The organism is Streptomyces sp. NPDC001889 (genome assembly GCF_053594535.1).
In genome coordinates, this window is record NZ_JBSFER010000022.1 from 51,372 (window position 1) to 63,413 (window position 12,042).

14 protein-coding genes and 1 riboswitch are annotated in these 12,042 nt (G+C 70.7%); of the genes, 11 read left to right on the forward strand and 3 right to left on the reverse strand.

The genetic code is table 11. From position 1 onward, the window contains the following. Positions 1-28 precede the first annotated feature (28 nt). The 7 genes from ACWCRA_RS25145 to ACWCRA_RS25175 all read left to right on the forward strand — a co-directional run bounded on the left by ACWCRA_RS25145 (position 29) and on the right by ACWCRA_RS25175 (position 7,492). Positions 29-1,300, forward strand: coding sequence for a cytochrome P450 family protein (locus ACWCRA_RS25145; RefSeq protein ID WP_351554493.1), 1,272 nt, complete (start codon positions 29-31; stop codon positions 1,298-1,300). Positions 1,301-1,462: 162 nt separating this feature from the next. Then, entirely contained in the window at positions 1,463-2,494 is a 1,032-nt protein-coding gene (locus ACWCRA_RS25150) for a transglycosylase family protein (RefSeq protein WP_451068663.1), read from the forward strand. 258 nt (positions 2,495-2,752) lie between these two features. After that, positions 2,753-2,927: riboswitch (cyclic di-AMP (ydaO/yuaA leader) on the forward strand. A gap of 3 nt (positions 2,928-2,930) precedes the next feature. After that, a complete protein-coding gene (locus ACWCRA_RS25155; RefSeq protein ID WP_351554487.1) occupies positions 2,931-3,674 on the forward strand; it encodes a transglycosylase family protein in 744 nt (247 codons plus the stop codon). A 331-nt stretch (positions 3,675-4,005) separates the two neighbouring features. Next, positions 4,006-5,292 (forward strand): phosphopyruvate hydratase, encoded by a 1,287-nt coding sequence (gene eno / locus ACWCRA_RS25160; RefSeq protein WP_351554484.1) that lies wholly within the window; start codon positions 4,006-4,008, stop codon positions 5,290-5,292. A gap of 146 nt (positions 5,293-5,438) precedes the next feature. Beyond that, positions 5,439-5,909 (forward strand): FtsB family cell division protein, encoded by a 471-nt coding sequence (locus ACWCRA_RS25165; RefSeq protein ID WP_351554481.1) that lies wholly within the window; start codon positions 5,439-5,441, stop codon positions 5,907-5,909. 104 nt (positions 5,910-6,013) lie between these two features. After that, positions 6,014-6,544: a DUF501 domain-containing protein gene (locus tag ACWCRA_RS25170; RefSeq protein WP_351554478.1), complete on the forward strand. Its 531-nt coding sequence runs from the start codon at positions 6,014-6,016 to the stop codon at positions 6,542-6,544. 30 nt (positions 6,545-6,574) lie between these two features. Next, on the forward strand, positions 6,575-7,492 hold the full coding sequence (locus ACWCRA_RS25175; RefSeq protein WP_351554475.1) for a Ppx/GppA phosphatase family protein: 918 nt from the start codon (positions 6,575-6,577) through the stop codon (positions 7,490-7,492). A gap of 24 nt (positions 7,493-7,516) precedes the next feature. Here the strand turns inward: ACWCRA_RS25175 and ACWCRA_RS25180 are convergent, their stop codons facing one another. The 3 genes from ACWCRA_RS25180 to ACWCRA_RS25190 all read right to left on the reverse strand — a co-directional run bounded on the left by ACWCRA_RS25180 (position 7,517) and on the right by ACWCRA_RS25190 (position 8,455). Beyond that, positions 7,517-7,786, reverse strand: a complete 270-nt coding sequence (locus tag ACWCRA_RS25180) for a type II toxin-antitoxin system RelE family toxin (RefSeq protein WP_351554472.1) — start codon at positions 7,784-7,786, stop codon at positions 7,517-7,519. Further along, the gene (locus ACWCRA_RS25185) at positions 7,783-8,055 is read right to left on the reverse strand and encodes a type II toxin-antitoxin system Phd/YefM family antitoxin (protein WP_351554469.1); all 273 of its coding nucleotides are present in this window, start codon (positions 8,053-8,055) and stop codon (positions 7,783-7,785) included. Before ACWCRA_RS25185 ends, ACWCRA_RS25180 begins: the two co-directional genes overlap by 4 nt. Before the next feature lie 181 nt (positions 8,056-8,236). Continuing rightward, the gene (locus ACWCRA_RS25190; RefSeq protein WP_351554467.1) at positions 8,237-8,455 is read right to left on the reverse strand and encodes a hypothetical protein; all 219 of its coding nucleotides are present in this window, start codon (positions 8,453-8,455) and stop codon (positions 8,237-8,239) included. Positions 8,456-8,779: 324 nt separating this feature from the next. Between ACWCRA_RS25190 and ACWCRA_RS25195 the strand changes: the two genes are divergently transcribed. From ACWCRA_RS25195 to ACWCRA_RS25210, 4 genes are all read left to right on the forward strand, one after another. Continuing rightward, positions 8,780-9,610 carry a helix-turn-helix domain-containing protein gene (locus ACWCRA_RS25195; protein WP_451068664.1) on the forward strand — a complete coding sequence of 277 codons (831 nt, stop codon included), beginning with the start codon at positions 8,780-8,782 and terminating at the stop codon, positions 9,608-9,610. Further along, positions 9,603-9,812 carry a DUF397 domain-containing protein gene (locus ACWCRA_RS25200; protein ID WP_451068665.1) on the forward strand — a complete coding sequence of 70 codons (210 nt, stop codon included), beginning with the start codon at positions 9,603-9,605 and terminating at the stop codon, positions 9,810-9,812. Before ACWCRA_RS25195 ends, ACWCRA_RS25200 begins: the two co-directional genes overlap by 8 nt. Continuing rightward, on the forward strand, positions 9,809-9,997 hold the full coding sequence (locus ACWCRA_RS25205) for a DUF397 domain-containing protein (RefSeq protein ID WP_451068666.1): 189 nt from the start codon (positions 9,809-9,811) through the stop codon (positions 9,995-9,997). The genes ACWCRA_RS25200 and ACWCRA_RS25205 overlap by 4 nt, the downstream gene beginning before the upstream one ends. A gap of 456 nt (positions 9,998-10,453) precedes the next feature. After that, the gene (locus ACWCRA_RS25210; protein WP_351554462.1) at positions 10,454-11,842 is read left to right on the forward strand and encodes an NAD(P)/FAD-dependent oxidoreductase; all 1,389 of its coding nucleotides are present in this window, start codon (positions 10,454-10,456) and stop codon (positions 11,840-11,842) included. Positions 11,843-12,042: the final 200 nt, after the last annotated feature.

A 12,042-nucleotide genomic window follows, 5' to 3' on the forward strand; every position in this document is an offset into this window, starting at 1 on the left:
GGGGCGGCCCCGCGGGTACCGTCGGGGAGTGAGCAGCACCCCCGCCCCCGGCCCCGTCCCCGAACTCTTCAGCTGGGAGTTCGCCACCGACCCCTACCCCGCCTACGCGCACCTCCGCGAGCACGCCCCGGTCCACCGCACCCGGCTGCCCAGCGGGGTCGAGGCCTGGCTGGTGACCCGGTACGCCGACGCCCGCCAGGCCCTCGCCGACCAGCGGCTGTCGAAGAACCCGGCGCACCACGACGAGCCCGCGCACGCCAGGGGGAAGACGGGGATTCCCGGGGAGCGCAAGGCCGAGCTGATGACCCATCTGCTCAATATCGACCCGCCCGACCACACCCGGCTGCGGCGGCTGGTCTCCAAGGCGTTCACCCCGCGCACGGTCGCCGAGTTCGCCCCCCGCGTCCAGGAGCTGACCGACCGCTTCATCGACGGCTTCATCGAGCGCGGCGAGGCGGATCTCATCCACGAGTTCGCCTTCCCGCTCCCCATCCACGCCATCTGCGATCTGCTCGGTGTGCCCCGCGAGGACCAGGACGACTTCCGCGACTGGGCCGGCATGATGATCCGTCACGGCGGCGGTCCGCGCGGCGGGGTCGCCCGCTCGGTGAAGAAGATCCGCGGCTATCTCGTCGAGCTGATCCACCGCAAGCGCGAGAACCCCGGGGACGATCTGATCTCCGGTCTGATCCGGGCGAGCGACCACGGCGAGCACCTCACCGAGAACGAGGCCGCCGCGATGGCCTTCATCCTGCTCTTCGCGGGGTTCGAGACCACCGTCAATCTGATCGGCAACGGCGCCTACGCCCTGCTGACCCACCCCGAGCAGCGCGAGCGGCTCCAGACGTCCCTGGCGGCGGGCGAGACCGGTCTGCTGGCGACCGGTGTGGAGGAGCTGCTGCGCTACGACGGGCCGGTGGAGATGGCCACCTGGCGGTTCGCCACCGAGCCACTGGTGATCGGGGACCAGGAGATCGGAACGGGCGATCCGGTGCTCGTGGTGCTGGCCGCGGCCGACCGCGATCCGGAACGATTCTCCGAACCGGACGTACTCGACCTTTCCCGGCGTGACAACCAGCATCTGGGGTACGGGCACGGCATCCACTACTGCCTCGGGGCCCCACTGGCCCGGCTGGAGGGCCAGACCGCACTCGCGACCCTGCTCAGAAGGCTGCCGGACCTTCGGCTCGCCGCCGATCCGGCCGATTTGCGCTGGCGCGGAGGGCTGATTATGCGTGGATTGCGCACCCTGCCGGTGCGGTTCACCCCGGGGTCGATTGACGGAGCGTCAGAACTGTGACTTTTGTGTGATCTTCCCTGCACCGACTTGTGACGCGTGTTCGACTGCCGCTACGTTCACCCCCGTCTCTCAAGCAGTCAGGCGAAAGGCAACCGCATGCTCTCCGGGAATGGTCGACATCGCCGACCCCGTCAGGCTCCGGCTCTCGTTGTCGCGGCAGGGGTGACGGGATCGGCCATCGCGATTCCGCTCCTCGGCGCGGGCTCCGCGACCGCGGCCGAGACCACCACGTGGGACCGGGTCGCGGAGTGCGAGAGCGGCGGCATCTGGAGCGCCGACACCGGCAACGGCTACTACGGCGGACTCCAGTTCTCCCAGCGGACCTGGGAGGCCTTCGGCGGTACGGAGTACGCCTCCCGCGCCGATCTCGCCAGCCGCTCCCAGCAGATAGCCGTGGCCGAAAAGGTGCTCGCGGCCGAGGGCGCCAAGGCTTGGTCCGCCTGTGCCGCGATGGCCGGGCTCATCCCCGGCGGCAAGGACGGCGCGGAGAAGGACGGCGCGACGGCCTCGCCGTCCCCCGAGCCCTCCGCGAGCGCGTCCGAACCGTCCGGGCGCTCCGGCGGGAAGTCCGGCACCCCCGAGCCCGGACAGACCCAGGGCGTGGGCTCCGGCGCCGACAGATCCGCCGGTACGGGTCCGGGGGCCGGCGGCCCCGCCAAGAGCGCCGCCCCGGAGAAGAAGGCGGAGAAGGGCGCGGAGCAGGACGCCGGCTCCGGTTCCGCGGGCAAGGGCAGGCACCGGGGCGAGGCCGCCGAGGAGAAGCGGGCCGAGGCGGGCCGGCCCGGCACGGGCGAATCCACCGGGACCGGGACCGGAACCACCGGGCCCGGCGCCACTCCGCCGGACAAGCTCGACCATGAGCCCAAAACGGGTGATTCACCCGCTTCGGAGGAGACGGCGAAGGGGCGGGAGGCCGATCCCGGCCACATCTCGCGCGGTGACGGCTCCGCCCGGGACGGGATCGCCGCCCCGGGTGCCGGTGAGGGCGGGGAGGCGGCCGACGGCGCCGGGGCGGACGCCCCGGACGGCGCCTACACCGTGCGCCCCGGCGACAGCCTCTGGGCCATCGCCCAGGCGCGGAAGCTGGAGGGCGGCTGGAACGCCCTGTACGAGGGGAACCGCGAGGCCGTCGGCGACGACCCGGACCTGATCCACCCCGGCCAGAGCCTCGACCTCACGGCGGAACGCGGGTAGTTAGGGCTCCTTTGTCCGGGTCTGGGGAAATGAGACAAGGGTCTCTTCGTCCCAACTCCTCAACCCGGCCAACCGGAATCACGCATTCCATGCCCGACCTGCGAAAACGTCTCCTTCCGGAGTGGCAGGATGGGCGATTTCTCCCCGATGTTCTCTCTTGGACATCGGGGAGAGCTGTGTCTACGGTCTGAACCGCTCGCCACCGCGGGCACCAACGACCGTCACGCCGAATCCTGCCGCCGGTCGGGGGGAACAGTCGACGCGAGAGCGCCGAAGGCAGGAGCGGGGGACCCAAGGTAAGTGCCGGGCCCCGGCCGCTGAGGACAGCGGCCGGTACCGGCTAGGGGTGAAGCCGCGCGCTAGGACGCGCGGCCGGGCAACTCATCTGGCCCGAACCCGACAGCTCACCTCGTAGGCGTCGGTGAGGAGTAACTCCATGCTGTTTTCCGGCAAGGGCAAGCACCGCCGCCCCTCCAAGGCCACCCGTATCGTCACGCTCGCCGGTGTGACCGGTGCCGCTGTCGCGGCCCCGCTGATCGGCGCCTCCTCCGCCTCCGCCGCGACCGCGGCCGAGTGGGACAAGGTCGCCCAGTGCGAGTCCGGCGGCAACTGGTCCATCAACACCGGCAACGGTTACTACGGCGGCCTCCAGTTCTCGGCCTCCACCTGGGCCGCGTACGGCGGTACCGCCTTCGCCCCCACCGCCGACCAGGCCAGCAAGGCGCAGCAGATCCAGACCGCCGAGAAGGTCCTCGCGGGCCAGGGCAAGGGTGCCTGGCCGAGCTGTGGCGTGGGCCTCTCCAACGCCTCGTACACCGGTGGCGGCTCGGACTCGGGCACCACCCAGAAGGCCGCGCCGAAGGCCGAGCAGCCCAAGGCCGCGACCCCGGCGCCGCGGCAGCAGACCCAGGAGCCGCAGCGCTCCGAGGTCCCGACGACCCGCTCCGAGCGCCCGTCGGCCGCCCCGGCCCCGCAGCAGCAGCAGTCGGCGCCGGCCGCGAAGCCGCAGGGCTTCCAGAAGGGCGACGGCGAGTACAAGGTCAAGACCGGCGACACCCTGAGCATCATCGCCGACGCCGAGAAGGTCGACGGCGGCTGGGAGAAGCTCTACGAGCTGAACAAGGACATCGTCAGTGACGCCGATGTCATCTACCCGGGCCAGCAGCTCGACCTGAGCTGACCCGAGGCGGGCTCCCCCGGCTCCGGGAGCCGGCCCCCCGGCCGCACCCCCCTCCGGGGGCCGGCCCCCGATGGACCACCCCGGTCCGGCGCGCTTCCCCCCGATCGCGCCGGACCGGGGTTTCCTCTGTCCCCTCTCCTCTCCTCTTTCTCTCCTCTCCTCTTTCTTTTCTCTCCCCTTGTCTGTCGCGATCCGGCCGGGCGGTTCTGTTACCGATCGGTAGGTTCGTCCCAGGGGGCGGGCATCCGACGGACGACACCCGGCCGCCGGTTAGGCTCTTGTCGCAAGGCCAATGAGACCCTGCACATCACGCGTCACATCCCAGAAGGAGATGCTCGTGCCGTCCATCGACGTCGTCGTAGCCCGGGAAATCCTGGACTCCCGAGGCAATCCCACGGTCGAGGTCGAGGTTGGCCTCGACGACGGCAGCACCGGCCGTGCTGCTGTCCCGTCCGGCGCCTCCACCGGTGCCTTCGAAGCCCTTGAGCTTCGCGACGGCGACCAGAACCGTTACCAGGGCAAGGGTGTCGAGAAGGCCGTCCTCGCCGTCATCGAGCAGATCGGCCCCGAGCTGGTCGGCTACGACGCCACCGAGCAGCGCCTGATCGACCAGGCCATGTTCGACCTGGACGCCACCCCGGACAAGTCCTCGCTCGGCGCCAACGCCATCCTCGGCGTCTCGCTCGCCGTGGCGCACGCCGCCTCCGAGGCGTCCGACCTGCCGCTCTTCCGCTACCTCGGCGGCCCGAACGCGCACCTGCTGCCCGTTCCGATGATGAACATCCTGAACGGCGGCTCGCACGCCGACTCCAATGTGGACATCCAGGAATTCATGATCGCCCCGATCGGCGCGGAGTCCTTCTCCGAGGCGCTGCGCTGGGGCACCGAGGTCTACCACACCCTCAAGAAGGTCCTGAAGCAGAAGGGCCTCTCCACCGGCCTCGGCGACGAGGGCGGCTTCGCGCCGAACCTCGACTCCAACCGCGCCGCGCTGGACCTGATCCTTGAGGCCATCAAGGAAGCCGGCTACGCCCCCGGCCGGGACATCGCGCTCGCCCTCGACGTCGCCGCCTCCGAGTTCTACAAGGACGGCGTCTACGAGTTCGAGGGCAAGTCCCTCTCGGCCGCCGAGCTGACCGAGTACTACGAGGAGCTGGTGGCGGCCTACCCGCTCGTCTCCATCGAGGACCCGCTCTTCGAGGACGACTGGGCCGGCTGGAAGGTCCTCACCGACAAGCTGGGCACCAAGGTCCAGATCGTCGGCGACGACCTCTTCGTCACCAACCCCGAGCGTCTCGCCCGCGGCATCGACGAGGGCTCCGCCAACGCGCTGCTGGTCAAGGTCAACCAGATCGGCTCGCTGACCGAGACCCTGGACGCCGTGGAGCTGGCCCAGCGCAGCGGCTTCAAGTGCATGATGTCCCACCGCTCCGGCGAGACCGAGGACGTCACCATCGCCGACCTGGCCGTCGCCACCAACTGCGGCCAGATCAAGACCGGCGCCCCGGCGCGCTCCGAGCGCGTCGCCAAGTACAACCAGCTGCTGCGCATCGAGGAGATCCTCGACGACGCCGCGGTGTACGCGGGCCGGAGCGCGTTCCCCCGCTTCAAGGGCTGACACCACCCGGCCGACGGGTCCGGCCCCCGGGCCCGCCCCGTCGGTCGGCCGGTCCTCCGCACGTCCCCGGCCCCGGTCCCGTACCGTGTCCGGGGACGTACGCGTGTACGCGAGGGAACGCACCGGAGCAGGGGAGGCGGAACGACATGGCCGGGAAGGACCGGGACCGGTTCTCCACCGCGACCAGGCTGAGGCTGCTCGGCGAGCAGACCGCCGCCCGTGTCTACCGCTCCCAGACCCGGCGCCAGGCCCGCCGCTCCCGGCTCACCGGCCGGGCGGCGTTCCTCGCGCTCGTGGTCTGCTCCCTGGTGGTAGCCCTCGCGTACCCGATGCGGCAGTACGTCTCCCAGCGCGGGGACATGGCGGAGCAGCGCGAGCGGCTGGCGGAGGCGTCGGACCAGGTCGAGCGGCTCCGGGACGAGAAGGCGCGGCTCCAGGACGAGATGTACGTCCGGCGCCTCGCCCGGGAGCATCTGCACTATGTGATGCCCGGCGAGACCGGATACACGATGATCGACCCGGAGGCCGCACAGCAGCGGCGCGACCGGGACGGTTCGGACGACCGCGCCTGGTACTCCCATGTCTGGGAGGGCGTGGACAGCGCCGACCGCAACTGAGACCCCCCGCCGGTACGCCGTCCGTACCGGCAGCACGCGGGCGGCACGGCACCCACACCGCCGTACCGCCGGCCGAGACAGCGAAACGCAGAGCCAAGGCAGGCATGGAAACCCCTCCTCCCCACACCGACCCGACCGAGCCCACCGACGCCGACATCGCGGCCTTCAAGGAACAGCTCGGCCGCCCGCCGCGCGGGCTGCGCACCATCGCGCACCGCTGCCCGTGCGGGCTGCCGGATGTCGTCGAGACCGCGCCCCGGCTGCCCGACGGCACCCCCTTCCCCACGCTGTACTACCTGACGTGCCCGCGCGCCGCGTCGGCGATCGGCACGCTGGAGGCGAACGGTGTGATGAAGGAGATGACCGAGCGCCTGGCGTCGGACCCCGAGCTGGCGGCGGCCTACCGGGCCGCGCACGAGGACTACATCGCGCGCCGCGACGCGATCGAGGTGCTCCAGGGCTTCCCCAGCGCCGGCGGCATGCCGGACCGGGTGAAGTGCCTCCATGTCCTGGTGGGCCACTCGCTGGCGGCCGGACCCGGGGTCAATCCGCTCGGGGACGAGGCCCTCGCGATGCTGCCGGAGTGGTGGCGCAAGGGACCGTGCGTCTCCCCGTGCGCCCCCGCTGAAGCCTGACCCCTCATCCCTTCCTCCCCAGGAGCGCGCATGACCCGGGTGGCCGCCATCGACTGCGGTACCAACTCCATCCGTCTGCTGATCGCGGACGCGGACCCCGCCACGGGGTCCCTGGTGGACCTCGACCGGCGGATGACCATCGTCCGTCTCGGCCAGGGCGTCGACCGCACGGGCCGGCTGGCTCCCGAGGCGCTGGAGCGGACCTTCGCGGCGTGCCGCGAGTACGCGGCGGCGATCAAGGAGCACGGCGCGGAGACGGTCCGCTTCGTCGCCACCTCCGCCTCCCGGGACGCGGAGAACCGCGACGAGTTCGTCGGCGGGGTGCTGGAGATCCTCGGGGTCGAGCCCGAGGTGATCAGCGGTGACCAGGAGGCGGAGTTCTCCTTCACCGGCGCGACGAAGGAGCTGCCGGGCGAGGAGGAGCGGCTGGTCGTCGACATCGGCGGCGGGTCGACGGAGTTCGTCATAGGGCGGGGGCGGGTGGAGGCGGCCCGCTCCGTCGACATCGGGTGTGTCCGGCTGACCGAGCGCCACATCCGCAGCGACCCGCCCACGGCCGCGGAGCTGGCCGCCGTCCGCGCCGACGCGGAGACGGCCCTCGACCTCGCGTCGGAGACCGTCCCCCTGACGGGCGCCCGCACCCTGGTGGGCCTGGCGGGCACGGTGACCACGATCGCCGGGATCGCGCTGGGCCTGGAGGAGTACGACTCCGGGGCGATCCACCACGCCCGCGTCCCGCACGCGCGGGTCGCCGAGATCACCCGCACTCTCGCGGAGTCCACCCACGCCGAACGCGCGGCGATCCCCGTGATGCACCCCGGCCGGGTCGATGTGATCGTGGCGGGCGCGATCGTCCTCCTCTCGATCATGGAGCGGACCGGCGCCACGGAGGTCGTGGTCAGCGAGCACGACATCCTGGACGGCATCGCCTGGTCGATCGCCCGCTGACGCGGCCACGGGCCGCGTCAGCGGTCAGAGGTCGCGGTAGACGTTCCGCCGGTCGCCCACCTTGACGACGAGGATGGTGAGTGCGCCGTCCTCGACCTGGTAGGCGATCCGGTAGTTGCCGACTCGGAGCCGGTAGAGCCCTGAGGGGCCTGTGAGCTTCTTGATGTCGGCGTCCTCGCGGTACGGATCGTCGCCGAGCGCGGTCAGCGCTGCGAGGATGCGCATGGCCGCGGGCCGGTCGATGGCGCGGAGCTGCCGCTGAGCGGCGGTGGTGAAGCGGAACGCGTACTTCACGCCGCGTCGTCCTCGTGTTCGGTGAACAGGTCGGCCAGCAGTTCCGCCATGGTCACGGTCGGGCCGCCCTCGGCCAGGACCGCTTCCGCTTCCCGGGCCAGCAGCACATCGGCGGCCTCCTCAAGTGCGTCGAAGTCCGCGATCGGCACGACGGCGGCCACTGGCAGGCCATTGCGTGTGATCACCGTGGGAGTGCCCTGCTCGGCACGGTTGATGTGGTCCGCGAGGTGGGCGCGGGCCTCGCGGACGGTCACAGTGCTGTCGGTCATACAGAGAAGTGTACGCGCAAGCGTGTACACGGGGGAGGCGGCGAGGAACTCGGTCCGGGCCGCCCCCCGCACGGTGGCCCGGGTCAGAGCCTGCCGACCGCCCCGGACGCCAGGAACCCGACGATGAGCCCCCAGACGGCGGCGCCCACCGCGACCGGCACCCAGCCCTTTCCGGGGCCGGTCATGTGCGCCCCCAGTCGCCGTAGATCCTGCGCTCCCGGTTCCGCGCGCGCACATCGCTGCGGAGAGCGGCGAGGAGAGGGCTGTCGCCTTCGGCGTCCGGCGGTGGGGTGATCTTCTCCGGGCAGTCGGGGTTCGGGCACTCGCAGGGCGGGAAGTCGGCGGCCCGGACGAGACGGGCCGGCTCCGGGCCGCCCGCCGTGAGGTCAGCCTCGCTCATCGCGCACCCGCTCCCGGTGGGTGCGGAGCCCTGCCTCGGCGGCGAGCAGAAGCCCCCGCGACCGGGGCGCCCACCCCTGCCTCGGCGCCCAGGAGGCAAGCCCTCGGGGCCCGTGGACGTAAACATGTGCGATGAGTTCGGCGAGATCTCCACCTGGCGGGTGAGGGTCGTGCATATGGCCTCCTTCGCTCGGCCCCCCTTGGTTCCATTGCGTGACCAGATGAACACAACTGCCCCTGGAGCTGGGGTCATTGAGTCGGTCTCTCTCAAGTGCAGTTGCCAATCAATGCGCCTTCGTCGCAGGCGAAGCAGGAGGTCAGGCGGATGGAAGACGATGAGGCTCGTGGCGCCTTGAGCCCTCTTGAGTCCTTCGGTGTCGATGTCAGACAGCTGCGCAGGCAGCGGCAGCTGACGCTCAGGGCACTGGGCAGGGCGACGGGGTACTCGGAGAGCTATGTCTCCAAGGTGGAGACCGCGAGGCAGCTTCCCAGCGAACGATTCGCCGCCGGATGCGATGTGGCGTTCGGTACCGGCCATCTGATGGCGAAGGCTCGTCAGCTCGCGGTCGAGGGTGACCATCCGACGTGGTTCGAGCCCTACATCCAGCTTGAGCGCCGGGCGGACAAGGTCTTCTTCTACTCGACGCTGTATGTGCCCGGACTGCTTCAGAGCGCCGAGTACGCGCGGGCGGTTCTGCGAGCAGGTGTCCCCCGGGAGACCGCCGCGATAGTCGAAGCCAGGGTGGCCTCCCGGGTTCGCCGACGAGACCTGTTCGAACGGGAGTACCCCGCGCCCCCTGCGGTGTGGGTGGTGCTTCACGAGGCCTGCCTGCGGATCGTGGTCGGCGATCGAGGAGTGATGGCCCGACAACTCTGCTCTCTCGTTCGGGACGCGGAGACCGCGCACATCACCCTTCAGGTCATGCCCTTGGAGGCGGGGCCACCGGCTGTCGGCAGGGCCTTTACCTTGATGGCCTTCGAGGGCAAGCCGTCCATTGTGTACGCGGAGGGTCCGCAGGGCGGGCGTTCGCACGACGCTCCCAGGGCCGTGGCTGCGGCCTTTGAGGCCTACGATTACTTGCGGGCTGAGGCCCTGGGCCGCGATGCTTCAATCGCCCGCATTCAGGACCTCTCTGAGGAGTACGCCCATGAGTAAGGGATTCGCGATAGCCGCTGAGTGGGTCAAGTCCAGCTACAGCGGGCCCGACGGCGGAGAGTGCGTCGAATGGGCCCCTGCCCACGCCTCGGCACACGGTGTCGTCCCGGTTCGGGACAGTAAGGCGCCCGGCGCGGTGCTGATGGTCTCCCCGGCCGCCTTCGCCGGGCTGGTGGAGATGGCGCGGCGAGGCACCCATTGAGTGAGTGGGTCAAGTCCAGCTACAGCGGGCCCAATGGCGGAGACTGCGTCGAATGGGCCCCTGCCCACGCCTCGGCGCACGGTGTCGTCCCGGTTCGGGACAGTAAGGCACCCGGCACGGTGCTGATGGTCTCCCCGGCCGCCTTCGCCGGGCTCGTGGAGATGGCGCGGCGCACCCCCGCGTAAGACGGAGCAAGACCGCTCAGGACAAGGCGCGGCAGCGGCGGCCCACCCCGGAACCGGGGTGGGCCGCCGTGCTGTGGAGCGCAGGTCAGCGGGGCCGGCGCCCCCCTCCCCGCACCCTTCCGCGAACAAGTTCGTGAAGTTCTTCACAAGGAAAAGCGCCCTGATGGGCGCTCTGGGGGGCCGAAAGCCCCCCTTTCGTGGGCCGTTGGGCCCTCCGGGGGGAGAAGTGCGGGGTTCAAGGGGTGTTACGGGCATGTGAAACCAGCCGGTGGTTCCCTTGTAAGGAACGGTTAAGTGCCAGCTCACAGGGGGTTCACACCGCCCTCACCAGCACAGTGGTCCCCTCGCGCCACCATGATCCGCGCAAAGCGAGCCGCGCAGTGTAGCAGAGGTCACCCCACACCTTGTGAAGGGGCTCACGAGCACCCCCCGGGGGCGGGGTGGATACTCGATGGCATGAGCACCACGGAGCGTCCCAGGATCCTCGTCGTAGGCGGTGGGTACGTAGGCCTGTACGCGGCGCGCCGCATTCTGAAGAAGATGCGGTACGGCGAGGCGACCGTCACGGTCGTCGACCCGCGCTCGTACATGACGTACCAGCCGTTCCTCCCCGAAGCCGCCGCAGGCAGCATCTCGCCGCGGCACGTCGTCGTCCCGCTGCGACGCGTGCTGCCGAAGGCTGAAGTGCTCACCGGCCGTGTCACCACCATCGACCAGGACCGCAAGGTCGCCACCATCGCCCCGCTGGTCGGCGACGCCTACGAGCTGCCCTTCGACTACCTGGTCGTCGCGCTGGGCGCGATCTCCCGGACCTTCCCGATCCCCGGCCTCGCCGAGCAGGGCATCGGCATGAAGGGCATCGAGGAGGCCATCGGGCTGCGCAACCACGTGCTGGAGCAGCTCGACAAGGCCGACTCGACCACCGACGAGGCCGTCCGCCGCAAGGCGCTCACCTTCGTCTTCGTGGGTGGCGGCTTCGCCGGCGCCGAGACCATCGGCGAGGTGGAGGACCTGGCGCGCGACGCGGCCAAGTACTACACCAACGTCAAGCGCGAGGACATGCGCTTCATCCTGGTCGACGCCGCCGACAAAATCCTTCCCGAGGTGGGGCCGAAGCTCGGCGCCTACGGCAAGGACCACCTGGAGGGCCGGGGCATCGAGATCTACCTCTCGACCTCCATGGACTCCTGTGTCGACGGCCGTGTGGTGCTCAAGAACGGCCTGGAGGTCGACTCCAGCACCATCGTGTGGACCGCCGGCGTCAAGCCCAACCCGGCGCTCGCCCGCTACGGCCTCCCGCTCGGCCCCCGCGGCCACGTGGACACCGCCACCACGCTCCAGGTGCAGGGCACCGACTACGTCTGGGCCGCCGGCGACAACGCCCAGGTCCCGGATGTCGCCGCCCGCAAGGCCGGGGTCGAGAACGCCTGGTGCCCGCCGAACGCCCAGCACGCGCTGCGTCAGGCGAAGGTCCTCGGCGACAATGTGATCTCCGGTATGCGGGGCTTCCCGCAGAAGGAGTACAGCCACGCCAACAAGGGTGCGGTCGCCGGTCTCGGCCTGCACAAGGGCGTCGCGATGATCGTCATGGGCAAGATGAAGATCAAGCTCCGCGGCCGTCTCGCCTGGTACATGCACCGTGGCTACCACGGCATGGCGATGCCGACCTGGAACCGCAAGATCCGGATCTTCGCCGACTGGACGCTCCAGATGTTCCTCAAGCGCGAGGTGGTCTCGCTCGGCGCGATCGAGTCCCCGCGCGAGGAGTTCTACGAGGCGGCCAAGCCGGCCCCCGCCCCCGCCGCGGTCACCGTGCCCGCGCCGGAGAAGGCCAAGGCGTCCTGACCGCCGCGACAGCGCGCTGAACGAAGGGCCGTCCGCCATCCGTGGTGCGGACGGCCCTTCGCCATGCCCTGGCCGGATTCGGGCTCCCGGACACCCGGCCGGTCGTGCCGGATCACCGCCGTGCGGGGGGTGCGCGCCGGAATCCGTGGGAGATCACGCCGTGGCGGGAAGCACCCACAGTGGTCGAGTTGTTCATGAAA

Bases quoted from the DNA above. Each gene is read 5' to 3' on its own strand.
- ACWCRA_RS25165 (WP_351554481.1), top strand. From the start codon at position 5,439: ATGGCCGGGAAGGACCGGGACCGGTTCTCCACCGCGACCAGGCTGAGG.
- ACWCRA_RS25190 (WP_351554467.1), bottom strand. From the start codon at position 8,455: ATGAGCGAGGCTGACCTCACGGCGGGCGGCCCGGAGCCGGCCCGTCTC.
- ACWCRA_RS25200 (WP_451068665.1), top strand. From the start codon at position 9,603: ATGAGTAAGGGATTCGCGATAGCCGCTGAGTGGGTCAAGTCCAGCTAC.
- ACWCRA_RS25170 (WP_351554478.1), top strand. From the start codon at position 6,014: ATGGAAACCCCTCCTCCCCACACCGACCCGACCGAGCCCACCGACGCC.
- ACWCRA_RS25210 (WP_351554462.1), top strand. From the start codon at position 10,454: ATGAGCACCACGGAGCGTCCCAGGATCCTCGTCGTAGGCGGTGGGTAC.
- ACWCRA_RS25175 (WP_351554475.1), top strand. From the start codon at position 6,575: ATGACCCGGGTGGCCGCCATCGACTGCGGTACCAACTCCATCCGTCTG.
- eno (WP_351554484.1), top strand. From the start codon at position 4,006: ATGCTCGTGCCGTCCATCGACGTCGTCGTAGCCCGGGAAATCCTGGAC.
- ACWCRA_RS25195 (WP_451068664.1), top strand. From the start codon at position 8,780: ATGGAAGACGATGAGGCTCGTGGCGCCTTGAGCCCTCTTGAGTCCTTC.
- ACWCRA_RS25185 (WP_351554469.1), bottom strand. From the start codon at position 8,055: ATGACCGACAGCACTGTGACCGTCCGCGAGGCCCGCGCCCACCTCGCG.
- ACWCRA_RS25155 (WP_351554487.1), top strand. From the start codon at position 2,931: ATGCTGTTTTCCGGCAAGGGCAAGCACCGCCGCCCCTCCAAGGCCACC.